Annotated in this window: 23 protein-coding genes and 1 pseudogene; 22 read left to right on the top strand and 2 right to left on the bottom strand. The window is 69.9% G+C overall.

Translation table 11 applies throughout. The features are described 5' to 3' along the window. Positions 1–134: 134 nt before the first annotated feature. From FHU28_RS01550 to FHU28_RS01500, 11 genes are all read left to right on the top strand, one after another. A complete protein-coding gene (locus FHU28_RS01550) occupies positions 135–1,052 on the top strand; it encodes a MarR family transcriptional regulator (RefSeq protein ID WP_311773499.1) in 918 nt (305 codons plus the stop codon). A gap of 95 nt (positions 1,053–1,147) precedes the next feature. Next, positions 1,148–1,795 (top strand): GGDEF domain-containing protein, encoded by a 648-nt coding sequence (locus FHU28_RS01545; protein ID WP_184680133.1) that lies wholly within the window; start codon positions 1,148–1,150, stop codon positions 1,793–1,795. 142 nt (positions 1,796–1,937) lie between these two features. Further along, positions 1,938–2,411 (top strand): hypothetical protein, encoded by a 474-nt coding sequence (locus FHU28_RS01540; RefSeq protein WP_184680131.1) that lies wholly within the window; start codon positions 1,938–1,940, stop codon positions 2,409–2,411. Positions 2,412–2,581: 170 nt separating this feature from the next. After that, positions 2,582–3,541, top strand: a complete 960-nt coding sequence (locus tag FHU28_RS01535) for an aldo/keto reductase (RefSeq protein WP_184689090.1) — start codon at positions 2,582–2,584, stop codon at positions 3,539–3,541. 129 nt (positions 3,542–3,670) lie between these two features. Then, the gene (locus FHU28_RS01530; protein ID WP_260412821.1) at positions 3,671–5,791 is read left to right on the top strand and encodes a B12-binding domain-containing radical SAM protein; all 2,121 of its coding nucleotides are present in this window, start codon (positions 3,671–3,673) and stop codon (positions 5,789–5,791) included. A gap of 47 nt (positions 5,792–5,838) precedes the next feature. Continuing rightward, positions 5,839–6,657, top strand: a complete 819-nt coding sequence (locus FHU28_RS01525; RefSeq protein ID WP_184680129.1) for a dTMP kinase — start codon at positions 5,839–5,841, stop codon at positions 6,655–6,657. Continuing rightward, positions 6,654–7,886, top strand: a complete 1,233-nt coding sequence (locus tag FHU28_RS01520; protein WP_184680127.1) for a DegT/DnrJ/EryC1/StrS family aminotransferase — start codon at positions 6,654–6,656, stop codon at positions 7,884–7,886. The genes FHU28_RS01525 and FHU28_RS01520 overlap by 4 nt, the downstream gene beginning before the upstream one ends. Then, positions 7,883–9,223 carry a formyltransferase family protein gene (locus FHU28_RS01515; RefSeq protein ID WP_184680126.1) on the top strand — a complete coding sequence of 447 codons (1,341 nt, stop codon included), beginning with the start codon at positions 7,883–7,885 and terminating at the stop codon, positions 9,221–9,223. Before FHU28_RS01520 ends, FHU28_RS01515 begins: the two co-directional genes overlap by 4 nt. A gap of 27 nt (positions 9,224–9,250) precedes the next feature. Beyond that, positions 9,251–9,931, top strand: a complete 681-nt coding sequence (locus FHU28_RS01510) for a hypothetical protein (RefSeq protein ID WP_184680124.1) — start codon at positions 9,251–9,253, stop codon at positions 9,929–9,931. An 11-nt stretch (positions 9,932–9,942) separates the two neighbouring features. After that, positions 9,943–10,764: an exonuclease/endonuclease/phosphatase family protein gene (locus FHU28_RS01505; RefSeq protein ID WP_184680123.1), complete on the top strand. Its 822-nt coding sequence runs from the start codon at positions 9,943–9,945 to the stop codon at positions 10,762–10,764. Between the two features lie 170 nt (positions 10,765–10,934). Further along, positions 10,935–11,534 carry an NUDIX domain-containing protein gene (locus FHU28_RS01500; RefSeq protein ID WP_184680121.1) on the top strand — a complete coding sequence of 200 codons (600 nt, stop codon included), beginning with the start codon at positions 10,935–10,937 and terminating at the stop codon, positions 11,532–11,534. On the opposite strand, the gene FHU28_RS01495 is transcribed toward FHU28_RS01500, so the two are convergent. Further along, positions 11,519–12,310, bottom strand: a complete 792-nt coding sequence (locus FHU28_RS01495; protein WP_184680119.1) for an endonuclease/exonuclease/phosphatase family protein — start codon at positions 12,308–12,310, stop codon at positions 11,519–11,521. The two genes, FHU28_RS01500 and FHU28_RS01495, sit on opposite strands and share 16 nt — an antisense overlap. Positions 12,311–13,042: 732 nt before the next feature. Here FHU28_RS01495 and FHU28_RS01490 point away from each other — a divergent pair. Continuing rightward, positions 13,043–14,284, top strand: coding sequence for an IS110 family RNA-guided transposase (locus tag FHU28_RS01490; RefSeq protein WP_184680117.1), 1,242 nt, complete (start codon positions 13,043–13,045; stop codon positions 14,282–14,284). A gap of 20 nt (positions 14,285–14,304) precedes the next feature. Next, on the top strand, positions 14,305–14,940 hold the full coding sequence (locus tag FHU28_RS01485; protein ID WP_184680115.1) for a class I SAM-dependent methyltransferase: 636 nt from the start codon (positions 14,305–14,307) through the stop codon (positions 14,938–14,940). Positions 14,941–15,023: 83 nt separating this feature from the next. On the opposite strand, the gene FHU28_RS01480 is transcribed toward FHU28_RS01485, so the two are convergent. Further along, positions 15,024–16,295: an MFS transporter gene (locus tag FHU28_RS01480; RefSeq protein WP_184680113.1), complete on the bottom strand. Its 1,272-nt coding sequence runs from the start codon at positions 16,293–16,295 to the stop codon at positions 15,024–15,026. 86 nt (positions 16,296–16,381) lie between these two features. Here FHU28_RS01480 and FHU28_RS01475 point away from each other — a divergent pair, with 86 nt between their 5' ends. The 9 genes and pseudogenes from FHU28_RS01475 to FHU28_RS01435 all read left to right on the top strand — a co-directional run bounded on the left by FHU28_RS01475 (position 16,382) and on the right by FHU28_RS01435 (position 23,670). After that, positions 16,382–17,275 carry a winged helix-turn-helix transcriptional regulator gene (locus FHU28_RS01475; protein ID WP_184680111.1) on the top strand — a complete coding sequence of 298 codons (894 nt, stop codon included), beginning with the start codon at positions 16,382–16,384 and terminating at the stop codon, positions 17,273–17,275. A 181-nt stretch (positions 17,276–17,456) separates the two neighbouring features. Next, the gene (locus FHU28_RS01470; RefSeq protein ID WP_184680109.1) at positions 17,457–18,035 is read left to right on the top strand and encodes a hypothetical protein; all 579 of its coding nucleotides are present in this window, start codon (positions 17,457–17,459) and stop codon (positions 18,033–18,035) included. A 31-nt stretch (positions 18,036–18,066) separates the two neighbouring features. Beyond that, positions 18,067–19,281: a DUF6907 domain-containing protein gene (locus tag FHU28_RS01465; RefSeq protein ID WP_184680107.1), complete on the top strand. Its 1,215-nt coding sequence runs from the start codon at positions 18,067–18,069 to the stop codon at positions 19,279–19,281. Beyond that, positions 19,275–19,502, top strand: a pseudogene (locus tag FHU28_RS01460) (ArsR/SmtB family transcription factor); the annotation flags it as partial. The gene FHU28_RS01465 and the pseudogene FHU28_RS01460, both read left to right, overlap by 7 nt. Positions 19,503–19,584: 82 nt before the next feature. Beyond that, positions 19,585–19,995: a hypothetical protein gene (locus tag FHU28_RS01455; RefSeq protein WP_184680105.1), complete on the top strand. Its 411-nt coding sequence runs from the start codon at positions 19,585–19,587 to the stop codon at positions 19,993–19,995. Between the two features lie 103 nt (positions 19,996–20,098). Further along, positions 20,099–20,647, top strand: coding sequence for an IS1096 element passenger TnpR family protein (locus tag FHU28_RS01450; protein WP_184680103.1), 549 nt, complete (start codon positions 20,099–20,101; stop codon positions 20,645–20,647). Between the two features lie 122 nt (positions 20,648–20,769). Beyond that, positions 20,770–21,216: a hypothetical protein gene (locus FHU28_RS01445; protein WP_184680101.1), complete on the top strand. Its 447-nt coding sequence runs from the start codon at positions 20,770–20,772 to the stop codon at positions 21,214–21,216. Between the two features lie 825 nt (positions 21,217–22,041). After that, positions 22,042–23,109 carry a polysaccharide deacetylase family protein gene (locus tag FHU28_RS01440; protein WP_184680099.1) on the top strand — a complete coding sequence of 356 codons (1,068 nt, stop codon included), beginning with the start codon at positions 22,042–22,044 and terminating at the stop codon, positions 23,107–23,109. Between the two features lie 366 nt (positions 23,110–23,475). Continuing rightward, entirely contained in the window at positions 23,476–23,670 is a 195-nt protein-coding gene (locus FHU28_RS01435) for a hypothetical protein (protein WP_073831709.1), read from the top strand. The last annotated feature ends 172 nt before the right edge of the window (positions 23,671–23,842 follow it).

Below are 23,842 nucleotides of genomic sequence, written 5' to 3'. Positions count from 1 at the left end.
AGCGTGGATCAGTGCACGCGCCTCACTCACCAACCCCTGCCCGATGGCAGGAGAAAGGGGGCCACGCGCCCATGACCAGCACACCGACCGACACGACCACCGGTACGGCCGTCACACCACCGCCGGCGCCTAGCGTGGCGAAGGTTCTCACCGCGCTGCACCGGCTCGGTGAGGCCACCGCCGCCGCCATCGCCACCGAAGCCGGCCTCGGCTACTCGACCACCACCCCGAAACTGCGCACCCTGGAAACGGCCGGACTGGCCGAACCCACTCGCGACGAGCGCGGACGCAGCCTGTGGCGGCTGACCGACACCGGTCGCGCCCACGCCGAACAGGGCGACGAGCACGGCCAGCCCGAGCCGGAACCCGCCCTCCGCGACGCCGCCGCAGAATCCGGGCCGCGCGGCGACGACCCGCAGGGACCCGGAGAGGCTACCGGGCAGGACCACGACGAGCGACCAGCAACCGAGGCCCTCGCCGCCGAGCAGCCCGATGCCGCCCAGGAGCCGGCATCGCCCGCTCCGGACGACGTCGAGGTGGCAGTCGACGAAGCCACCGGAACCGACGACGACGAGACCGCCGAGGGCCGTGGCAGCGGCCGCTCGACCACCGAACCCGAGGTGCCGGTCGACGACACCGAGCCTGCCACCGCAGTGCCCCCAGCGCACGAAGCGGGCGCCCGACCTGCCACACCGGATGCGCCTCCCGCCGGGACGGCCACCGACAGCACCACCGGCGACCCCGCAGGGGAAGGATCACCAGCCGGGCCGCCGGCCGCTGAGGCGGCGGGCGAGGAGGCGCAGGCCCGCACCCGGCGGGCGTCGGGCAGCCTACGCGGCGCGATCCTCGACATCCTCGAGGCCCACCCCGGCCAGCGGTACAAGGTCAGCGAGCTGTGCAAGCTGGTCGACCGGGCCAACGAGGGAACAGGCGCGAAGAAGGCCAGCGCCGGCGCGGTCCACAACGCCGCCGTCAAACTCGTCGAGGCCGGACGGGCGGTCCTGGCCGCCGAGAAACCCGTCACGTTCGCCCTCACCGACCCCGCCGCCTGACCGACCCCACCCTGCCGTTAGCCCGGAGGCGGGCGTCGAACTTCCCGGAACCACGCCCGCCCCCGGTGCTCCTTACCTGACAAGGAGCTTCCGAAGTGTCTCCCATCCTGACCTCGATCGTCACCGCCGCCGGGGGAATCCTCGCCGGCCTCGCCCTCGCCGCAGCGCTGCTGTGGCGCCAGCAGCAGGCGCTGACCCGCGCCCGCTACGCCGCCGACCACGACGACACCACCGGACTGCCCAACCGGCGGGCCCTGCTCGCCGCCCTCACCCGCGCCACCCGCACCGATGGCCCGTTCGGGCTCGTCCTACTCGACCTCGACCATTTCAAGGCCATCAACGACACCTTCGGCCACGAGGCCGGCAACGACGTCCTCACCGAGGTCGGCCGACGGTTGGCCGCCCTGCGAGGGCCGGTGCGGCTCGCCGCGCGCCTGTCCGGCGACGAGTACGCCCTGCTGATCGACGGCGGCGCCGACGACGTCGCCGCAGCAGCCCGCGCCGCCTGGCGGACGGTCGGCCGTCACCCCGTCGACCTCGGCGCACACATCGTGGCCGTACGCGCCAGCGTCGGGCACACCACCGCTGCCCTCGGTGTCGACCCCCGCACCCTGCTGCGTCAGGCCGACATCGCCATGTACCAGGCCAAGGAGACCGGATCCGGGGTTCACGGCGCGAGCGCCACCACCGGCCACACCGGTCTGCCACCGGGCACCCGCCTGCGGGACCTGCGGCGCCCTTGACCGCTCACGGTCGCACCAGGAGGACCTCGCGCCCGTCGACGGGCGCGAGGTCCTCACCGTGCCCCATCTCCACCCCGCCCCCGACTGCTGTCCCCGTCCTCGGCGACGGTCGCCGAGAACCCGTATAAGGAGCGCACCCACCATGAGCAGCCCTCACACCTACACCGTCGGCGACCGGGTGATCATCGACCCGGCGGTGGCCCGCGCCAGCACCCGGGGCGTCACCTACCGCGTCACCCGGCTACTGCCGGTCAACGTCGTCGTCGAACCCGTCGACGGCGGCCGACCCGTGAAGGTCAACCCCATCTACCTGCGGCCCGCCCCCGCAGCGGACATCACCACCAGCGGTAGCACCACCAGCGCTAGTACCGGCGGCGAGTGGACCATGATCCACGAGGCGCCGCTGCACCCGGGCACCCTCGTCACCGTCGCCGGAGCGGGCTGGAAGCAGCCTCCCGGCGAGCTGTACGTGGTGCTGCGCGACACCGGCACCGGCCGCGTCTCCCTCGTCCCGCTCGGCGGCAACAACGGCCGCTACTGGCGCGGCGTCTCCCGCCACCTGCTCACCACCGTCGACCCCACCCGCGTACGCCTCGACCCCGAACAGGCCACCTGAACCACGGACCCTCGCCGTCGTATGGGGCGGGCAAGGTCCTGCCCGCCCCATACGACTTGACCTTCATTGAGAGATGGGCGTCGATCACTGCTGGTCGTCGTCCGTCGTCCGGACACCAGCATTTCCGAGGGCCCTGACGCGAGTCGGGCGGCGACCGCGCACATCACGCGATCCGCCGACCGAAGGGCCACACCGCCGACGTCTACGGTCATGGCCACTCCGAGCGCCTGATCGGGCAGCTCGTCGCGCAGGTGCCACGGGCCGACTTGGTGCTCGCCTCCAAAGTGGGATATTTCCGGGGCACCGCGCCGCACGGCTTCGATCCGGGGCACATGCGGCGTCAGCTCGAACAGAGCCTGGAGAACCTGCGCACCGACCACCTCGACATATACTTCCTGCACCATTCCGACTTTGGCCCAGACGACCGGTGGCTGCGCGGCGCCGCCGACACCATGCGCGCGCTGCGTGACGAGGGCCTGATCCGGGCAATCGGCATGCGCGGTCCGCACCGCTTCGCGGCGCAGCGGCGGGCTGGCGGCACCGCCGCGCGGGAGGACAAGTCGGCCACGTTCCGGCGGGTCTTCGACGTGGTCGAGCCGCAGATCCTGGCGGTCCGGGACAACCTGCTGACCCCGTCCGCCCGATCGGCGCCGATCATCTCCTTCGCCGAGCAGCACGGCTGCGGGATCCTGCTGAACAAGACACTCGGCCAGGGACTGCTGGTGGGAGTTAATGATCCCGCGCATCCCCGGGTCCTCGGCCCGGGCGATCACCGCTCCCGGAAGCGATGGTTCACTCCGGCGGCCGGCGTCGTCATCGGGGAAGGGTTGGCCCGGCTGCGAGCCATCGTCGGACCCGACCGGGCGGATCTGGTCAGGGTCGCGCTCTGGAGCGGCCTGCTCCGCAGCGAGAACGCCGCTGTCCTGGTGGGCTTCACCCGGGCCGCCCAGGTCGAGATGAACCTGACCTGCCTCGGTGAGCCGCCGCCCATCGACGTCATCGACGCGGCGCGCGCGGTGATGGCGGACGTGCAGCGGCGTCTCGATAACACCGGCGAGGTGTTCCTCGACGAGCGCCCGCCGATGTCCGCCGTCGCACCGCCAGTCGGCGCGACCGCTCCGAACCCATGACCTGACCGGTCCCCACACGAGCCGAGCTACGCGGTCTGGCGACTACCGGCCCGACCGCTGGGAAGCGATGCCCAGCGCACACCACCGCGCCCGGGCGGTCCATTGAAGCTGCTGTCATCAGGAGGCGGAATGGATAACAACTGGCCTACGAGGTTGGTGCACGCCGTCAACGAGGTGGCGGGGCCGGGAACCATCCCGGCCGCGGCGCTGCACAACCTGTCTCCGGCGGAGCCGCTCGCGGTTCTCGACGCCGTCCGCGATTACCTGCCGGGACGGTCGACGATCACCGGCACCTACGAGGCGCGTCTGCTGGTGGCCGAACACCCGGCCGAGGGCGGGTGGTACGTCGCCAGCCTCGATGGACGTCCGCTCGGCGAGCGCGACTGGCCCGAGTGGACCCGGCACCGGTTGACGCTGCGTGACCCGGAGAGCTGGCACTCGTCGGCGGAACTGACGGACTCGGGCGTTCGGCGTCTCTTCAAGCCCGAGATCCTTCTCGTGGCGCTTTACCACCCGGAGAACTTTCCGCTGCCGCGCTTTCCGTTGGCGATCTCCGACGTGGCGCGGGCAGCGCGGTCGACGCTCTCCGGCCGGGTCCGCATGATGGACATGCAACTGGGCGTATCGATGGACGATGTCATCGCCGCGACCAGGCAGGCACCCGACATCGTGGGGATCTCCGCGACGTTCGGTCAGCACGATCTCATGGTGGAACTGCTTGACGAGATCTACCGACGGCCGTCTCCGCCCCTGGTGCTGACCGGCGGCAGCCTCACCGTCCGCAACGAACAGCTCCTCCTCGCCCAGTACCCAGGGCTGCTGGTGGCCCGGGGCGCGGGCGAGCCGACCGTGGTCGACGTTATCGCGCATTTCCACGGCGACCTCGACCTGGCGGATGTTCGTGGGATCGGCTACAACGGCGCGGCCCGCGGCGGGGGGATGACGATCCGCCGCGCGCCCCGGCGGACCGCGACGGTGGCCAACCGTGCGCAGACCGACATCCTCCCGGAGCTGGACCTGCTCGACCGGACCTTCCGGCACCGCGGCGTCGCCCAACTCGAGACCAGTCGCGGCTGCACGAACTACTGCTCCTTCTGCCCACGCGGGCACAAGGGCATTTGGTCCGGCGCCGCCCCGGAGGGCCTGCCCTGGATGCTCGCCGCCATGAGCGAGGTGTTCGAACGCCACCCGCACCTGTCCCGGACGCTCTACCTGGTCGACGAGGAGTTCATCGGCCGGGGCGACGACGCGGCGCAGCGGGCTCTGGTGATCTCGCGGACCATGCACGACGCCGGCTTCCGGTGGGAGTCGTCGTGCCGAATCGACCAGGTGGTGGACCCGCAGCGTGATCGCGCCTGGCACCTGGAACGCGGGCACATGTGGCGGGAGCTCGTGGCGACCGGCCTGCGCCGGATGCTGTTCGGCGTGGAGTCGGGCGTGACCTCCATCCTCGAACGGTTCAACAAGGAGACAACCGGCGAGCAGAACGCCCTGGCGATCCGGACCTTGTCCGCGCTGGGAGTGCCGACCCGGTTCACCTACATCACCTTCGACCACCTGATGACGCTGGAGGAGCTGCGCGCGACGCACGATTTCCAGGCCCGCACCGACCTGCTGCTGCGACCTCTACACCACCTCAGCGTCGAGGAGATCGTTGACGGCGTCACCGATCCCAGGTTCGTCAGCGAGCACGCCCTCGGAGCGCCGTTCTACTCGGCGGTCTCGTACCTGCTGGTGTCGATGGAGTGCCTGCTGGGCGCCGCGTACACCCGACGGGTCGAGGCAGCCGGCCTGGCCGGCAAGCCGCGCCCGTCGATGGGCCGGGTGGACGCCTCCTTCGCCGACTGGCGCATCGGGCGCGCCTCGCACCACGCCCAGATGTGGGTCGACCGGAACTTCGCGCTGGACTACACCCTCAAGAGCCTGGAGAAGATCCTGGAGGGTGAGGCGTACCACGCGGTGCGCGAGGTGCGGCGCGTTATCAAGGCGGGTGCGTTCACGGTGCTCAGCAACATGGTACGGCTGATTGACAAGCAGTCGATCGACGAGCACGACCAGGACGCCTTCGACCGCGAGCTGACCACCATGATGGACGCCGAGCTGCTGGTGATGACGGACGCCCTCGCGTCGGCGGTCACGGCGATCCGTGGCGCGCTCACCCCGGCCGCGGCCGAATTGCTCGACCGGGAGCACGACCGCTGGCGTCTGCGGTCGGGCTGGCGGCTAATCAACGCCTCCGACTCGTGCTGACCAGGCTGCGACCACCGCCTCGCCGCACCCCTGAGAAAGGAACCCGTATGACCGTGGACGAGTCCTCTGGCCGGCCCGGCCGCCGACGGTCGGATCACTCGCAAACACTGCCCGGACGGTTCATCGCCCTGGAGGGCCCGGACGGTATCGGCAAGACCACCCTCGCCGGTGCACTGGGTGCCCTGACGTACGACGAGGCCGTCGCTGCCCTGGTGGCACGGCCGGCCCCCGAGCCGGGGCGGCCCCTGGTTTTCGTGTCCCGACGGCAGATTTCCGGCACCTCCGGCTACGCGGCGAAGCTCATGGAACACCTGTCGACGGTGCTGTGGCACAGCGGTGACAGCACGGATCTGCCCGACTCGTTCTGGGTGTCCGTGCAGGCGGCCTGGTTCACGGCGCACGCGACGAACGTGTTGGAGCCGCTGCTGCGCGCGGGACACGACGTGGTCGTTGACGGCTGGCTCTATAAGTTCTGGTCGAAGCTGCTCCTGCAGGGCTACCAGCGTCACGACCTGGAGACGATCTTCGCCGAGGTGCGGAAACCGGACGTGGTCGTCCTGCTCAGCGCCGACGCCGGCATGCTCTACGACCGGCAGGGCCGCGGGTTCCGTGCCAGCGAGCTGGGCATGCACGCCGGCTACACCGAGCTCAACCGGGCCTCCTTCGTGACGTACCAGGAGCAGGGAATGCAGCTGCTGGAGCAGTTGGCCCGCGAATACCGGTGGCCGGTGCTCACGATTGGCGCCGGAGAGCCGGTGGATGAGACCCGGGGTCGGGTGTCCGCCCTGGTCACGGCGGCCCTGGCCACGGTGGGAGAGACGACCGGGCAGGACAGATCGGCTTACTCCAAGGAGGCAACGGCATGACGGCACTCGCCGCGCACGGCGGACCGAAGACCATGGACATCCCCGGCCCGCACTACCGGTGGCCGATCATTGACCCGAGCCTAGAGCGGGCGGTGTCGGACCAGATGCACCGGTCGCTCTCCGACCGCGACGCGCGGGGCGTCATCGGCGAGTACGAGGCGGCGTTCGCCCACTTCGTGGGGACGCCCTACGCCATCTCGTTCAGCTCCGGGACGGCGGCCATCCACGCCATGTCCCGGATCGCCGGGCTCCGGCCCGGTGACGCAGTGCTCGCCCCGGCGTATACCTTCCTGGCCACCGCCTCGCCGTTCGCCTACGACGGCGTCGAGGTGATCTTCGCCGACGCGGACGACCACGGCAACGTGACGGCCGACAGCCTCGCCGCGAAGCTTGCCCCGAACGTCCGGGCCGTGATAGTCACTCACATGTGGGGCAACCCCTGCCCGATGGACGAGATCGTCGCCTTCTGCCGCAGCCATGACCTGCTGCTGTTCGAGGACTGCTCGCACGCCCACTTCGCGTCCTGGGGCGGCTCCCGGGTCGGCACCTTCGGCGACATGGCGGTCTTCTCCACCAACCAGAAGGCCATCACGACCGGCGAGGGGGGAGTGCTGGTCACCTCGAACGACCGTTACCGCGAGTTGGCCCTGCTGTATGGCCACTACAACAAGCGGTGCCTCAGCGAGATCGACTCAAGCGCCGAGTACTACCCCTTCGCGTTCACCGGGATGGGACTGAAGCATCGGATGACGACCCTCGGCGCGGCCATCGGCCTGCACCAACTGGCACAGGCCGACAAGATCGAGGCCCGCCGGCGGGGCGTGCTGTCCCGGGTCCGTCAGGAACTTGCCGACAATCCCGTGGTCACGCCGGTGCTGGTGCCCGAGGACCGGGGCCGGCACGGCCTATACGTCACCGGCCTGCGATTCTGCCCGGAGGCGGCCACGGTGACGCGGGACGATTTCGTCGCGCTGGCCGTGGCGGAGGGGGCGACTGAGGTCGACGCACCCGGCTCCACCCGGGACATCAGCGGCGAACCGCTCTTCGCGCGGCGCGATTCGTTCGCCCCGTGGAAACCCGAGCAAGTGGCGGCGGCGTCGCTGCCGGGGGTGCGGAGCTTCCAGGACGTCTTCCTGAAGATCCCGATCTGGGGCTACGAGGGGGACGAGGAACTGGTCGAGGGCTATCTCGCCGCCCTGAACAAGGTTTCCGGCGCGGTCGCGCGATGACTGGTGCCGCCCGGGCGGAAAGCGTGCGGCCCACCCGTTATCCGCTGCGACCCGCGGTCGACGGCGACGTCGCGCCCGAGCAGATTCTCCGGGCCGTCCCGGGCGCGGAGGCCGCCGAACCCCCGACCGACGGTGTCGCGGCGGCCGCCCTGGCGGCCAGGCTGTGGCGACTGGACGGAACGGCGGACCTGGCTGCCTTCCACCGGGCGGTGGCCGGGCACCGGATCAGCTCGCCGGAGTCGAAGGCCCGGGCCGTGACGGGACCGGACGTGACGCTGCTGCACCACGTCGAGACCGCCGGCCTGTGGGTGCCACCGGTGGCGGCGAGGCTCGCCGGGCTCACGCCCGCGCTGGCCGAGGGATGGCTGGTCCTGGCGGCACACTGGGCGCGCCAGCACCTCCGGCACGGGGATCCCCGGTATCTCAACGCCGCGTGCAAGCTGCTCGGCGCGGTGTGGCTGCGCCGCACCGAGGCATCGGGACCGGAGCGCGAGAGCTGGGACGTACCCCGCCTGGCCGGGCTGCTCCGGCTCGCCGCCCGGCTCGTCCGCGACGGCAGCGCGCAGCTGGCGGCGCGCCTGGACCGGCGCTCGGTTTCCGCCGCTGCAGCCGGTGCGCCTGACCTCGGCGTGCCGACGGTGCCCACGTCGGCGTCGGCGCGGATCGTGGTCGTCGCCGGCCGGGGGTCCGGCGGCGCCCGCCGGTTCCTCGGGGCCGCAGCCAGCGCCGGGCTCCCAGTCGCGGCGGTGTGCTGGTACGAGGCCACGAACCCCGGAACGGCCCTCGACTCCGGCTACGCACAGGCCTGGTACCCGCCGGAGCCGCCGGACGACCCAGCGCCGGCGACCGCGCCCCCGGCGGTGACCGAGTGCGCCGCCGTCGACTTTGACGAGCTCGCCGACGTGCTGCGCCGCCACCGCGCGGACCTGGTGGTCCTGCTGGGCATGCCGGTCGTCCCGATGCGGGTGCTGGCCGGCGTTCGGCTCGGCGCGATCAACGCACACAACGGCGCGCTGCCCGACTACCGCGGGATGGACGCGGTGGGCTGGGCCCTGCTGAACAACGACCCGGTGGTGTGCACCGTGCACCGGGTCCGGGCCAGTGCGGACACCGGCGAGATCATCGCCAGCGTGCCGGTCGCGCCGGGGCCCGCACCGACCCTGCGGGCCAGGGTCAAGGCCGCACAGGTGGCGCTACTGCTGGCCGCCGCCGCGCACGTGGCACGCCACGGCGAGCTGCCCGACACAACGCCGCAGCCGGCCGCTGGCGGCACCCGGTATTACCGCCTGCACCCCCATCTCAAGCGGCTGCTGGACGCCTCGCCGTACGCCGCTTGAACCGCTTCGAACAGGAGGAACGACCCGATGGCCGACATCCGTCATCCCGCCCTCGCCGCTCTCGGACAGATCGACTGGGAGGACACCGGCTCGATCGTCCGGGGCGGTGAGACCGTCTTCGACGCTCTGGTCAACGACCCCGAACTGCTGCCCGGGCTCCTCGACAACCTGCGGGTCGACCGCAGCCTGCGCGAGTTGTGCGAGCGCTACGACTTCCTCGACAAGCTCGTGCTCCACGACGACCGCGCGGCGCAGGTGCGCATCCGGCTCCACCTCTACCGGTCGGGCTACTTCGACCGCCCGCACAACCACCGCTGGTCGTTCGCCTCGTACATCCTCAGTGGCCGGTACACCCACCGCATCTTCGGCAACGACCAGCAGTTCGGCGAGGACACCGACCCGGACAGCCTGGTGGCGGTGCACGAGCGGATCGAGGGTCCGGGCGACAGTTACGCCCTGCACCACACCAGCGTGCACACCGTCCAGGCCGAGGCCGACACCATCTCCCTCCTGCTGCGGGGGCCGGCCGCCAAGAACCGGTTCCTCATCCTCGATCGCGCGGCCGGTGGATCCTTCTGGGTGTACGGTGCTGCCCAGGAGAGCCCGGAGCAGAGAGCGAGCAAGCGCATGTCGGAGTCCTGCGTGGACGAGACGATCGGCCGCGTCGCGACGATCACCGGAGCGGCCTCGGCGGTCTTGCGGTCGTGATGGGTGACGCCATGCAGGGCGCCCTGTTCGGATTCGCCCCCACGGCGGCGGTCGACGAGAGCGTCGCTGGTGAGGAGCTGCGCGTCTGCGCACTCAACGTGCAGAGCGCCGGCGCTAGCCGGGCCCGGCCTCTCGCCAGCTGGCTGGTGGAGACCCAGTGCAACGTCCTCGCCCTGACCGAGCTGCGGGCGGGCGAGGGCGCGAGACCGCTGCTCGACGCCCTCCGGGAGGAGGGGTACGACGTCGTCTGCACCGTCGCCCGTCCCGACGAGCAGTACGTCACCGCGGTGACGACCCGGGGCTTCGACGTGGCCCGGGTCGTGCCCGAGCCGGACAGCGCGCGCATCCTCGCCGTCGACCTGTCCGCCGCCGGCCGGTCGGTCCGCCTGGTGACAATCTACGCACCGACCAACGGGATGACACCCGACAGCAGCACCGCGCGGGCAGCCTTCCAACGCCGGTGTCTGGACTACCTGGCGTCGATCCGGACACCCGGCTTCTGCGTGGTCGGCGACCTCAACGTCCTGGACTCCACGGACCAACCCTGCGCGTCGGTGTTCGAGCGGCACGACTTCGAGTTCTACGCAGGGCTGCTGGCGCTGGGGGTGCGCGACACGCACCGGACACTGCATCCCGAAGCCACCCAATTCAGTTGGGTCAGCGACCGGCTGGGGGCGCAGCGCCTGGACTACGCGTTCGCCGACGCCGCAGCGGGCTCGCTGGTGGGAAGCGACTATGACCACGCGCCGCGGCGGCAGAACCTGAGCGACCACGCCGCAGTGCGCACCGTTCTGCGCTTCGCCCCGGAACACGGTGGAGCGACTCCCGGCTGACCCGGAATCTCCTCGAGTTGGCGGAGCCGGTCGGGTCACAGACCCGTCCGGCTCCGCTGTCCCGCGCCACATGCCGATACCGGCCACGCCTCCCGTCGACCCCGTGCCACCCACGGTAAGGTTCCGGTTCATTCGGCCAGGTCCATCGAGCAACGCGTGGGAGATTTGTCGTGCTCACCCGTCAGGAGCCCCGTGCCATCGTCGCTGACCTCGTCAGGCGGGTGGTGCCGTACGACCGGCAGGAAGCGCTCGACCAGCAGGCGATGACCGGATGGGTGCGCTCCGGCGAGCCGTTGTTCCGCCGACACGCGCCGGCGGACCCGCCACGTCACCTCGCGGTCTACTTCGCATTGCTGGACGAGCGCGAGCGTTCGGTCATGCTCGTGGACCACCTCAAGGCGAACTGCTGGCTGCTGCCCGGCGGTCACGTCGACGAGGACGAGGATCCCCGGCACACGGTCGTCCGCGAGGCCGCGGAGGAACTCGGGGTCCTCGCCGACTTCCACAGCCGGTTCGGCGACGATCCGTTCTTCCTGAGCAGGACCTGGACGCGGGGTCACCACAGCCATGTGGACATGACCCTGTGGTTCATCCTCGAAGCACGGCGCACGGACCCGGTGCGGCCCGACCCGCGGGAGTTCCGCTCGGTGCGCTGGTACGGCCTCACCGAGGTCAATTGGAACAGCGATGTCTACGACCCGCAGATGCACCGCTTCGTCGCCAAGCTCGACGCCTGGCTGGCCCGGACGGCGGACTACACCCCCACCTGACCGGCCTTGACCGGCGGGAGGCCGGTGACCGGGGACGTGAGCCCGAAGGTGGCCGTCATCGCCGAGTGGTCCGACAGCTTCGCCCGTCGGGGCGCGTGCAGGTAGGCGCAGCGGAGCACCAGGCCCGGATCGTCGCAGAAGACGTGGTCGAAGCGGTATCCCGCTCCGGACCGGCCGTACCAGGAGTGCTCCACCGTCCGAGGGTGCACGTGCCGGTACGCGTCGATGAGGCCCGCCCCGGCGAAGGCCCGGTAGAAGTCGTACTCCCACTGGCCGAAGACGCGGTGTGCGGGCAGGTGCCCCGGCTCGACCACGTTCAGGTCTCCCGCGACGATCAGCGGACTGGCGTCCGGGTAGGCCCGGCCGAGCCGGGGAAGCATCGCCGCGACCTCGGTCTGGAACAGCCGCTTCGCAACGTTGCGGTGTTCCCGGGATCCACGCGACGGAACGTAGAGCCCCACGATGCCGAGCGTGGTCGGGCCCGTCAGGGCGATCCGCGCCGCGACGAAGCGGCCGGACAGCTCGCCGGCGTAGAGCCCGGCCACGGGGGTCACGGCGCCGACGCGGGCCGCGACCAGGACGCGATAGTCACCGTCGGGTTCCGGGCAGAGCACCGTGTAGCCGTGTGCGTGCAGCGCGTCGGCGTGGGCGGCGCCGCTCCGAGGGATCTCGGTGAGCACCACGACGTCCGCGTCCGGCTGGCTGGCCAGCCACGACATCTGGGACCGGGCGCGGGCCGACGCTGCTCGCTGGACGTTCCAGGTAACCACGCCCACGCGCGGCTCCGATGGTTCGCCGACCGAGGGCGGCGGTTGTCGGGGGAACGGAACCATGAATGTAGGGATCCCTGCGGTCGTCGACGGCGCTCGAGCCCGATTGTAGTGCCGTCGGGGGCACCCACGCCGCACGGCGTGACCGGGACGGCTCGGCGGAGTCAGCGGCCGACGCCCACTGGCTCCGGAACGGGCCGCGCGGCACGCCGCATGTTCCACGTGACCAGGCTGACGTGTGGCGGTGCCGGATTTGCGCCGGCCGGTGTCGGCAACCGGGAAGGTTATGCGTCCATGGTCAGATGTCCCGTTACCTAATGAATCCCGAACGGCCCGCCGAGGTCTGCGGGATGCCTGCCCGTTACCTGACCCTGGAGGTCTCCAAAAAGATCGGCAGCGTGGGCTCGGCGAGCCGTTCGTGTGGTGGTCCGGCTCGCTGAGTGCACGCCTGCACACCTCTAGACCGAGCCAGGTCTCGTGCAAGACCGGCGGACCTCGGGCGGGGCCGGACCACCTCGTGACCTTGGGCAGGATGTTGATCGTGGTGGCAGCCCGCCCGCACGGCGAACACCTCGCATACCGGGAGCCGACGAGCTCTGACTGCGAAGACCGGGACCGTGCGGGTCGCTGGAATCGCGAACGGCTCATCGGAGGGTAGGCCACAGAGCCTCGTCATTAGGGTGCCGCGCGTTTCCGCCAGGGTTGCATGCCGATGGGCAGGCGAGGGAGGAGTAGGAGTTGGCGGTGTACTGCGGCATCGACTGGTCGGAACGGCATCACGATGTTGCCCTGGTCGACGAGCACGGTCGCCTGGCCGCCAAGGGTCGTATCGGCGACGACTTGGACGGATTCACCACGCTGGTCGAAATGCTGGCCGCCGCCGGTGACAACGCCGAGCAGCCGATCCCGGTGGCGATCGAGACCCCGCGTGGACTGCTGGTTGCGGCGCTACGCGCAAGCGGGCGGCGGGTGTACTCGATCAACCCGATGGCGGTGGCCCGCTATCGGGAACGGCACTCGGTGTCACGCAAGAAGTCCGACCACGCCGACGCGGTGGTGCTGGCCAACATCCTGCGCACCGACGCCCACGCTCACCGGCCGCTGCCGCACGACAGCGAACTGGTTCAGGCGGTCGCGGTGCTGGCCCGGGCCCACCAGGACGCCACCTGGCGGCGAACCCGGGCCTCGAACGAGCTGCGGTCGCTGCTGCGGGAGTACTTCCCCACGTTCCTCGCCGCGTTCAACGGCAGGAAGGGCTACCTGACCAGCGCGGACGCCCGCGCGGTGCTCGCCGTCGCATCCACACCCGCAGTTGCTGCGAAACTGTCCACCACTCGGATCGCCGCCGCCCTACGCCGCGGCGGCCGACGGCGCGGCGTCGAGGGCCTGGCGGCCGAGCTGCAGCAGGCGCTGCGTCGTCCGCAACTACGTCAGCCGGCCGTCGTGGAGGAAGCCATGGGCATCCAGGCGCTGGCACTGCTGGCGACGCTGAACGTCGAGTGCGCCAGCGTTGACTCGCTCGCCGGGGCCGCCAGCGAAGCGTTCCGCCAGCACCCGGACCACGCGATCGTGACAAGCTTCCCCGGTCTGGCCGACGTGACCGGTGCCCGCGTTCTGGCCGAGATCGGCGACGACCGGGCCCGGTTCGCCGATCCTCGCGCTCTGAAGGCTTACGCCGGCGCGGCCCCGGTCACCCGCGCGTCCGGGCGCAGCATCTCCATCACCCACCGCAAGGTGAAGAACGATCGGCTTGCCGCTGTCGGTTATCTGTGGGCCTTCGTCGCCGCCACGCACGCCGAACCCGCCAAGCAGCACTACCAGCGCCGCCGCGACCACGGCGACCGCCATCCCGCCGCACTACGCCACCTGTTCAACCGGCTCCTCGGCTGCCTGCACCACTGCCTCGCAACAGGACAGCTCTACCACCCTGGCAAGGCCTTCCCCATGCTCGGCATGCCCGCGCCCGCCGCTGGGCAGTGACACTGGCAGACTCGGCGCCCATGAACGACGGCAAGGACTGGTACGCCTGGCACAGCCCTTACACCGATCCCGGCTCGCCCCTGGCACGCCGACTGAGGCTGGTCCAGCAGCACATCGCCGCGTGGCTCGATGAGCGACCTGGCGAACCGATGTCCGTGCTCAGCATGTGCGCCGGCCAAGGTCACGACATTCTGGCCGTGCTGGCGTCGCGCCCGGACGCCAGGCGAGTCAGCGCCACGCTGATCGAGTACGAACCGCGCAACGTCGCTGCGGCCCGGACCCGAGCAATCGCAGATGGCCTCGACACGGTGACCGTCACGCAGGCCGACGCCGGTGACCTCGCCTCATACCGGCAGGCGGTGCCCGCCGACCTGGTCATCATGGCGGGCGTACTGGGCAACATCAGCGACGCCGACGCCCACACCACCATTCACGCACTGCCGCAGCTCTGCGCCGCCGGAGCCACGGTCATCTGGACCAGAACACGACGAGCACCCGACCTGACACCGGCTGTCCGAAGATGGCTGGCCGACGCAGGGTTCTCCGAACAGGCGTTCACCGCTCCCGACGCCGTGCCGTTCTCCGTCGGCGTCCACCGCTTCACCGGCACCCCACAGCCGCTGAAGAACGGCAAGATATTCCAGTTCATCGCATGACGGCGAACCGACGACTTGACGTTTCCGGAGATCGGAGGTCTTTTTGATCGTCCCCAGCCGGGGAACCCTCGGTCGCCCGGTCCTCAGTGGCCGGCCTTCACCATGGCCTCCTCGTCCGGCGTCACGGCCGAGGACGGGTGGTCGGTGAGGTCGTGTAGGTGACGGACGGGAGAGAAGACCAACACGAGCGGAGCGCACACGACCGCGATGACCGAGACCAGCAGAGCGACCCGGCTGTCGTAGATGCTGGCGAGGGCGCCAGCGGCCAGGCCACCGACCGGAATGGCGCCCCAGGTGACGAAGCGGACGCTGGCCATCACCCGGGACAGCAGGTCGGGTGGGCTGGCGACCTGGCGGTAGGTGCGGGTGATCACGCTCAGCAGCACCACGCCGGCCGCGAAGATGGCGCTGCCGAGCGCGAAACAGAGGTAACCCACCACGCCGCTGCCCAGCGGCACCAGGATCGCACCGGCCACGGAGACCACACCGGACAGCAGCAGCGCGCGGGCGGAGCCGAGCCACCCGGTGAGCCGGGGAGTCAGGGCGGCGCCGATCAGCGAACCAACCCCTTCGACGGCGAGCAGCAGACCGACCAGACCGGCCGGGGCGGCAAGGGTGCGGACCAGGTGGAGCGGGTACAGCGCGATCTGCGCGCCACAGGCCACGCAGAGCGCCGTGGCCGCCCAGGTGCACGGTGCCATCACCGGATGCCGGGAGACGAAGTGCCACCCTTCGCGGATCATGCTACGTACCGGCGGCCAGCGGTCCGGCTTCTCCTGCGGTCGCTCCGGCAGCGACCGCAGCAGAAGCGCCGACACCAGGTAGCTCACCGCGTCGATCAGCAGCGTCGGCACCGCACCGAGCAACTGCACGGCCACGCCGCCCAACGGCGGGCCGCCCACCTGCGTCACCGCATGGGTGCCGGAGGTCAGACTGTTGCGAGACTCCAGCTCCGAACGCTCGACGATGCTGGGAAGGAAGGTGGCGTTCGCTACGTCGAACAGCACGGTGCTGAAGCTGATCACCAGTGCGACGACGATGAGTTGGGCGACGGTCAGGTGTCCTGACCACCAGGCCAGCGGGATGGACAGCAGCGCCACGGCCCGGGCCAGGTCGGTGCCCACCTGCATGCCGCGCAGCGGCATGCGCTGCACGATGACGCCGGCCGGCAGACCGATCACCAGCCAGGCGACGTAGCCGGCCGCGGCGATGAGCCCCATCTCGAACGCGTTGGCATCGAGCGCGATGAGCGCGGTCAGCGGTAGCGCGATCGCCGTGACTGCCGAGCCAACCGCGCTGAGCGTGCCGGCCGTCCACCACCTCCAGAAGACCCCGGCGCTGTGTCCGACGCTCATCCGCCCTGACCTCGCATCCACGTCCGTTCCGATTTGGAACGGACTATAGTCGGGATCGAAGCCGGTGAACAGGAGGCGGTGGCAGGATGCGGAAGTCTGAACTGGCGAACGCGGAGTGTGGTATCGCCCAGGCACTCGGAGTCCTCCATGACTGGTGGACGTTCCTCATCCTGCGCGACATCGCCGGCGGCGCGACCCGCTTCGACGCGCTGCAACATGGTCTCGGAGTGAGCCGCCGGATGCTCAGCGAGCGCCTCGCCACCCTGGTGGAGCACGACGTGCTGCACCGCCGGTTCTACTCACGGCACCCGCCGCGAGCGGACTATCTGCTCACTCCCAAGGGCGAGGCGCTTCTGCCGATTCTCATCGCCCTGCAGGACTGGGGCACCCGCCACGTAATGGGTGACGGCAGCCTTACCGCCACGGCCGAGCCGGCCAGCGCGGAGGCGCGGCGCGTCCGCCACCTCGTCGGACGCCGTCTGCCCGATGTTTTGCTCACCCGCCACGACGGCCGACCGGAACGGCTGCACACACCCGACTCATGGCTGGTGCTCTTCTTCTTCCCGGGAGCGTTCACCCCGGGCGATGCGGAACCTCCGCCGGACTGGGAGGACATCCCGGGCGCGCGCGGTTGCACGGTGGAATCGACGACCTACGCCGCCAGCCATGCCGACTTCGCGGCGGCCGGCGCCCGGGTATACGGCGTCAGCACTCAGGCCCCGGAACAGTTGACCGCGTTCGTGGCGCATACCCGGCTGCCCTTCCCCGTCCTGTCAGACAAGCAAGGAAGACTCGCCGCAGGCCTGCTCCTCCCTACCTTCCGCGCCGGGGGAGTCGATCGGTTCAAGCGGTTGAGCCTGCTCGTCGACGCGAACGCCGTCGTCCGCTCGGTGCAGTTCCCGATCCGCGATCCAGCCGGCTCTGTCGCCGAGATGCTCGATCTGGTCCGGCAGATGTCGAGGGCGGGTGCCGGCAAATGAGCGCTGACGCTTCCCGAGACGCACCCCAGGGCCGAACAGGGCATCCACTACGTCAGTCTCGAACCCATCACCGCCCCCGGCTACCCCCGGCATCCTGCTCAACCTCGACGCCCACATCAGCGCCACCACCGGCTTCCCCGGCAACGCCAAGAGCCTCTGGATCGCCACCGACGACACCGGCATGCTGCTCACCGCCAGACACCGCTACGACCGCCCCACCGGCCGAAACGTGATCACCGGGCTCCTTCCCCAACTCGTCGACTCCTTCAGCATCCGCGGCGTGCCCGCCGACTTCACCGCAGATGACCTCCTCGCCACCCACCCCCGCATCCGCGCCCGGCACGCCACCACACCCGACAGGCACCCCATCGGCTCCGGACCGGGCCGCCGATTCCTCGATTGCGTGCTCGAGCACGCCACCGCCAGGCTCAACACGCAGTCGCTCATCCTGGAAACCACACCCATACGCAACATCGACGCCCCCGGCGACCCCGACCGGCACCGGCACGCGAAACTCGCCTCGGCCGTCAACACGGCAACACGGCCGATCCACATCAGCGTCGTCTACCAGGACGACCTACAGAGCCACCGGTCCGCCCAAGCACTCACCGAAGTACTCAAACTCCCCGAGAACAGCCTCACAACCGCAGAGAGCACTTCCTCGACGGCGCGCTCACCATCGCCTTCGACAGCGCCAAGACCGCCATCCTGGTCGCCCGCCATGGTGTGTCAAGGTCCATGCCGAGGAGGAGTTGGGTAGTCCGGGCGACCGGGCCCGGGGGCACTCCCGGATGGTGATGGAGACCCACAAGGGTGAGGTCGGCGGGATGGCGGTGGAGATCTTCTCACTGGAGCACCTTGACCAGCCCGAGGAGAACACCTCAGCGGAGTTGGTCGTGTCTGCTCCGGATCCGCTCAGTCTGGCCGACGCCGGCTACCTCGCCACCTCCATTAGGAAGGCGGTCATGGAAGCCCGCCGAACGCACCGGCCGTACTGGCTGAGGCGGGCGTGTCCGTCCTGGTGTGTCGCGACGCACCAGGACGGCGACCACCTCGAGGATCGCATCCACTGGCCAGACGACTCGCCGCCTATGCTGTTGTCGCTGCACAGCTCGGTGAGTACTGCCGGCGAGTCGTGCAGCGATGGGACGTACCGGCCGCCGGGGCTGGAGGTCGACCTGGAGCAGCACGCCGACGCGGTCGAGCCGGTGGTGAAGTTCGTGATCGAGGGCGCGACGGCGGCGTTGCGGCTCACGCTGGACGAGGCTGAGCAGGTGAGGACGGCGGTCGGACGAGTTGTGGCCATGGCGCGCGATACGGACAACCAGCTGGTCGAGGCCGGATTGGCCGGTCCAGCGCCGAGGCCACACCGGCCGAGCCTCGACCAGACCGTGGCCGATCTGGTGGTCCACGACGAGGGCCTCACGGCCGAGCAGAAAATTAGCGTGTTCCGCGGCGTGGTCGCCGAGCGACTTACCCAGCAGGGCCTGAGCGTCAGTGAGCAGGCTGTGCGGTTGAACTGCACCGAGGAGCAGGTGCTGGACGCGATGGTGGACTTCGCGATGTGGTCGCACGCCGGCTACCTGCTTCCACCCGCCAAGCCGGCCGAGCCGCAGTGCCCGGTGTGGTGCGGTGGGGAGTGCCTTACCGAAGACGGCGTCCGCCTGCACGACCGGCACGTGGCCGCCGTGTACGGCCAGCACCACGAATGTGCCAACGACATCAAGGTGGCGACGGTCGACCTTCAGGCGTTCAACTCCCCCGACGGGTACGACGAGCCGCCATCAGTGACGCTGGCCATCGACAACCCGGAACAGCGTCCCACCGACATGACCAAGCTCGACGGGATGAACCACAACGCGGTCCGGAACCTGGCCGCGTCGCTGCTGTCGGGCTTCTGGGACCGCACGACGATCCGGCTCACCCCTCAGAAAGCGGCGAACCTCGGCGCCTCACTGATCGCCGCATCCCGCGCTGCCCACAACAACACCGCAGTCGAAGCCTGATGGCCCCTCAGGGAGAGGCGTCCGTCAGTGACCTCACCGCGCCCCTCGGACTATCCCAGCCGACCGTCAGTCACCACCTGCGGATCCTCACCGAGGCCGGCCTGCTCGAGCGTGACAAGCGCGGCGTCTGGGCCTACTACCGGCTCGTGCCGTCCGCCATCGCTACGATCGCCGACCTGCTGACTCCGCCTCGTAAGCGAGCGATGAAGAAGGCCCGCTGACCGGCGCCCCCGAAGACCGCCGCCAACGCCTCCTGACCTGGCGGCGCTCGGGCCGCAGGCGCGAAGGTTCTAACCTGCCGTCATGGGGGACGAGGAAGCGCAGCCGGAATTCAGGCAGTGGTACGACCGTGCGCTCGACGTCGGCCCGGCCGGAAATCTGGCCTTCTTCGGTCGGGACGTGCTGGCTGGCATGGTACAGGGAATCCGGGACTTCCGAGAGCGCCGGCAGCAGCGGTGGGACCAATACCATGGGCCTGGGGCGACGTTGCTGGGCTGCGCGATGTGGATGGACGACCCGGAACTGCTCGACGAACTCGCCAGGCTGCAGGCTGCCTGCGTGGTGGTCAGCAAGCAGGCCCGGGACAAGAAGGTGCAGCCGCCGGATCTGCCCTACAAGCTTCGCCGCCTGGCCGACCTCAACGCCCGTACACCCGGTCTCCCGGTGTGCTATTTCCCCCCGCTTGTCGGCGTACGACTTCGGGTGCACAGGTAAGTACGACTGAACGTACCCAACCGCTGGCCCCGCCTGGGGCCGCTGTCGGTGACGTTGCGTAGCCTTCAACGGGAGACAGCGGTTCTCGATGGAAGGGTGATCGGTGGCGCGTACCTGGCTGTCCATACGGGTTGAGCTGGTCTCCGGTCGTGGCATCGACCTATGGCCTCGACCGGGCAGGGTCTTCGCCGCGAGCCGGTCACACACCTTCGCCCAATTGGCTGACGCGATCGATCTGGCGTTTGCCCGCTGGGACCTGGCCCACATGCACATGTTCACGCTGGCCGACCAGACCCAGGTCACGCCGCTTGAGCTGTGGGATGGCGAGGAGCCCGAGGGCAGCATCGACAGTGGCCGAACCAAGCTGAGCCGGCTGGGTGGCGGCGAGCAGTTAGCGTACGTGTTCGACTTCGGTGATGACTGGGCGCATCTGTGCACGGTCGCCGAGTCCCGCATCGACCCGGTGGAGACGCTCAGCGTGCTGCCCAGCGAGCCGATCCCGTACTTCGGCTGGGGCGACCTGCCCGACCAGTACGGACGACGCTGGGACGGCGACGACGGCGAGTCGCAGCCGCCGAAACCGCCGCGCTGGCCGCTTGCCGAGCTTCCGCCGCTGCTGCCGTGGTGGGGGCCGCGCCAACGCGGACAGTAACGGCCCGAAGGCCATCGGACGATCACGACCTGGGCACGTTCACGCGTACCTACCTGTGCACCCGAGCCCGTACGCCGACACCGCTGGAGCAATTGACCTCCCTGGTCGACGGTGAGCACCCGGTGATCGGACCCGGGTGGTCGCTGCCGCCGGGCGACGAGATGATCCCGACTGTGCGGACGATCGGTTTGCGCAAGGGCGTGGGCGCCAACGGGTCCATGCCGCCGATCCTGCACGCCAAGCTGGCGCTTCTCGGCCGCCTGTGGGAACACGACGAGGACGACTTCGGGCCGGCCGACGTCACCGCCTTTACCCCGAAGCGACTCTGGATCGGGTCGGCGAACTTCACGGCGTCGTCGCGACGCAGCCTCGAGTTCGGGTTCTGGACGGAGGACCCCGTACTGCTGCGCGGTGCCGAGGAATTCCTCCTGGACCTGATCGGCAGCTCAGAGGGCATCGACCCGGACGCCGACCTGCACATGCCGGAACGGGCGCTACCGGACTTCGACGACTCCGCCATGGCGGAGTCGGCGGCCGAGCTACGGTTCGCCGACCTTGAGGACGACTAACATCGCCGCACTCGGCCGCCCGCTCCCGCTGTCATCGAAGCGCGAATCACCGCGCCAAGGTCTGGGGGTAGCGCCAGCGGTCCCGCCTCGGTCCGAGTGAAGCGAGAGATGAAGGCGGTCATTGGGGAGCGTGCGTGCTACCTAATCATCGACATCGCAGGAACCCCCGGCGCTCAGATCCAAGGGATGGCCCGCATGGTGCTCCGATGGTGCTCGGATGTTCGGCACCGGTCGAGCACGGGCAGGTCGAAATCAGCACGGTGAGCCCAGCCGCGGCGAGCCCATCACCCTGCCCGTCGCCTGCAGCGCCTGGACCAGCCGAAACAAAAAGCCCTCCGCGTGGACGAAGGGCTTGCAAAACAGTACGAGCTATGAGACTTTGTATTTGGTGGGGAAGGTGGTTACCCTTCCTCCTACGGATCAGAAGGTTAGGGGTTCGAGTCCCTTCGGGCGCACAGAAGATGAGGGGCCGTTCCGGGAAACCGGGGCGGCCCCTCATCGTGCGCCAGCGCCAGTCATGCCGCTTCGGGAACAGCACTGCGATGTGGATCTTCGACCCGGTCTCGTACGCCTACCTCGGAACGGTAACCGACACCACCGTCCAGGCGATCGTGGGCAAGGTCGGCCAGCGGCCGTAGGGCCAACCTGACAGCAACGGCGCTGGATGCGCAGCGACTGGCTGGGAGCCGATCCTTCCGGAAAACTTCCGGAAAATCATTGACCGGTTCGAAACGCCGCTGCAATACTCCGAGCACTGCGACATCAGTGTGTGTCGATTGAAGCCACGCGTCGTCGGGTGTAACCCGTCCCAAGGAGGACCTGCGCATGTACGCCAGCATCCGCCGCTCCCGCCGCCCATCCGCCCCCCGAACATCGCGTCTCACCGTCCGGTTGGCAGTGCTCGCCTCCACTGTGGCGCTGACCGCCGCCGGTCTCGCGGTCGCCGCCACTCCGTCCAGCGCCGCCACCTGCAACGGGTACGTCGGCCTCACCTTCGACGACGGGCCGACCGGCAGCACCAGCGCCCTGTTGTCCGTGCTGCGCGCGAACAACGCACGGGCGACCATGTTCAACGTCGGCCAGAACGTGCAGAACAACCAGTCCGCCGCGCGGGCCCAGGTCGACGCGGGCATGTGGGTGGCCAACCACAGTTGGAACCACGCGCACATGACCTCGATGAACCAGAGCCAGATGCAGTCGGACCTCTCCCAGACCAACTCGGCGATCCAGGCGGCGACCGGCGTCCGGCCGCAGTTGTTCCGCCCGCCCTACGGGGAGACAAACTCGACCCTCCAGTCGGTCGCCTCGTCGCTCGGCCTGCGCCAGGTGATCTGGGACGTCGACTCCCAGGACTGGAACGGCGCCAGCGTCAGCCAGATCGTCTCCAACGCCAGCCGCCTTCAGGACGGCCAGGTGATCCTGATGCACGACGGCATTCAGAACACCCGCGACGCGATTCCGCAGATCATGGCCAACCTGAGCAGCCGTAACCTCTGTCCGGGCATGATTTCACCGAGCACCGGCCGGGCGGTGGCCCCGGACGGCACCCCGCCGCCGACGACTCCGCCGCCGACCGGCACGCCGACCACTCCGCCGCCGACCACTCCGCCTCCCAGCGGCGGGTGCACGGCGACGGCGACCACCCCCAACGTCTGGGGTGACCGGTACAACACCTCGGTGACGGTTCAGGGGGCCAGCAACTGGACCGTGGTCGTGGCTCTGACCCCGCCGCAGCGGGTCTCCACCACCTGGAACGGCTCCCCCAGTTGGGACAGCACCGGTTACGTGATGACGATGCGGTCCAACGGCAGCGGCAACACCTTCGGCTTCACCACGATGATGAACGGCAACAGCAGCGCCAGACCTCAGATCCGTTCCTGCACCACGGGCTGATCCCGGTGGCCCGCCCAGGCCACCGCAACGGCTCGGGTGGGTGTGCTCGACCAGGTGCCCCTACGCTCCAGCTGACCCTGGAGCGTAGGGGCACCCCCGGCAGAAGCTGATCTCGATCGCCGGCTGGGCCCACTGCGTGCTCTGGCCGTTACTGTGGTCCGCGGTGCGGAGCTTGACCCGTACCCGAGGGTGCGGATTCAGGGTCGCGTCATGCGGGTGGTTGAGCTGGCGCGTCGGTCCGCCAGCCTGCCCGAGGGCGTCACCCGACGCATCGCCGCGGGATAGGGCGGGGATAGCGCCGGGCCCGAGACTTGACACAGGCCGGTACGCCGGCCGTCCAACAGGGTCCGACCACGAGGAGAACGCATGTCGTACGACACGAACTCGGCCGCCGTGCCGGGAACGTCCGCCAGCGAGAACTTCATCGACCTCGACGACCTGGACTTCGCCGCTCTTGAGGTCGAGGCGACCGAGGATGTCGCGGGCGGGTTCCGGCCGACCGACCTGTGCACGATCACCGGAAGGTGCGCCACCGCCGGCTGCAACGGTCAGCAGTACTGATCCGTCCGACACCCGGCTGAGGGCGGTACGGGGCACTGCCGAATTGTCGGCCCCGTACCGCCCAACGTGTGCGCGTGGCCGGGTCGACGCCGGATAGCGGACGAGGAGAAGCCGGATAGCGGGTCGGACCAGACTCGTTCCGCAGACGAGGAGCCCGCTCCGGCGCGGGAAG

Source organism: Micromonospora echinospora (assembly GCF_014203425.1).
Classification (GTDB): Bacteria; Actinomycetota; Actinomycetes; order Mycobacteriales; family Micromonosporaceae; genus Micromonospora; species Micromonospora echinospora_A.
This window is presented reverse-complemented; position numbering and strand designations above follow the sequence as displayed.

Bases quoted from the DNA above. Each gene is read 5' to 3' on its own strand.
- FHU28_RS01435 (WP_073831709.1), top strand. From the start codon at position 23,476: ATGTCGTACGACACGAACTCGGCCGCCGTGCCGGGAACGTCCGCCAGC.
- FHU28_RS01510 (WP_184680124.1), top strand. From the start codon at position 9,251: ATGGCCGACATCCGTCATCCCGCCCTCGCCGCTCTCGGACAGATCGAC.
- FHU28_RS01480 (WP_184680113.1), bottom strand. From the start codon at position 16,295: ATGAGCGTCGGACACAGCGCCGGGGTCTTCTGGAGGTGGTGGACGGCC.
- FHU28_RS01530 (WP_260412821.1), top strand. From the start codon at position 3,671: ATGGATAACAACTGGCCTACGAGGTTGGTGCACGCCGTCAACGAGGTG.
- FHU28_RS01475 (WP_184680111.1), top strand. From the start codon at position 16,382: ATGCGGAAGTCTGAACTGGCGAACGCGGAGTGTGGTATCGCCCAGGCA.
- FHU28_RS01440 (WP_184680099.1), top strand. From the start codon at position 22,042: ATGTACGCCAGCATCCGCCGCTCCCGCCGCCCATCCGCCCCCCGAACA.
- FHU28_RS01520 (WP_184680127.1), top strand. From the start codon at position 6,654: ATGACGGCACTCGCCGCGCACGGCGGACCGAAGACCATGGACATCCCC.
- FHU28_RS01505 (WP_184680123.1), top strand. From the start codon at position 9,943: ATGCAGGGCGCCCTGTTCGGATTCGCCCCCACGGCGGCGGTCGACGAG.
- FHU28_RS01485 (WP_184680115.1), top strand. From the start codon at position 14,305: ATGAACGACGGCAAGGACTGGTACGCCTGGCACAGCCCTTACACCGAT.
- FHU28_RS01455 (WP_184680105.1), top strand. From the start codon at position 19,585: ATGGGGGACGAGGAAGCGCAGCCGGAATTCAGGCAGTGGTACGACCGT.
- FHU28_RS01525 (WP_184680129.1), top strand. From the start codon at position 5,839: ATGACCGTGGACGAGTCCTCTGGCCGGCCCGGCCGCCGACGGTCGGAT.
- FHU28_RS01515 (WP_184680126.1), top strand. From the start codon at position 7,883: ATGACTGGTGCCGCCCGGGCGGAAAGCGTGCGGCCCACCCGTTATCCG.
- FHU28_RS01470 (WP_184680109.1), top strand. From the start codon at position 17,457: ATGCTGCTCACCGCCAGACACCGCTACGACCGCCCCACCGGCCGAAAC.
- FHU28_RS01540 (WP_184680131.1), top strand. From the start codon at position 1,938: ATGAGCAGCCCTCACACCTACACCGTCGGCGACCGGGTGATCATCGAC.
- FHU28_RS01465 (WP_184680107.1), top strand. From the start codon at position 18,067: ATGGTGATGGAGACCCACAAGGGTGAGGTCGGCGGGATGGCGGTGGAG.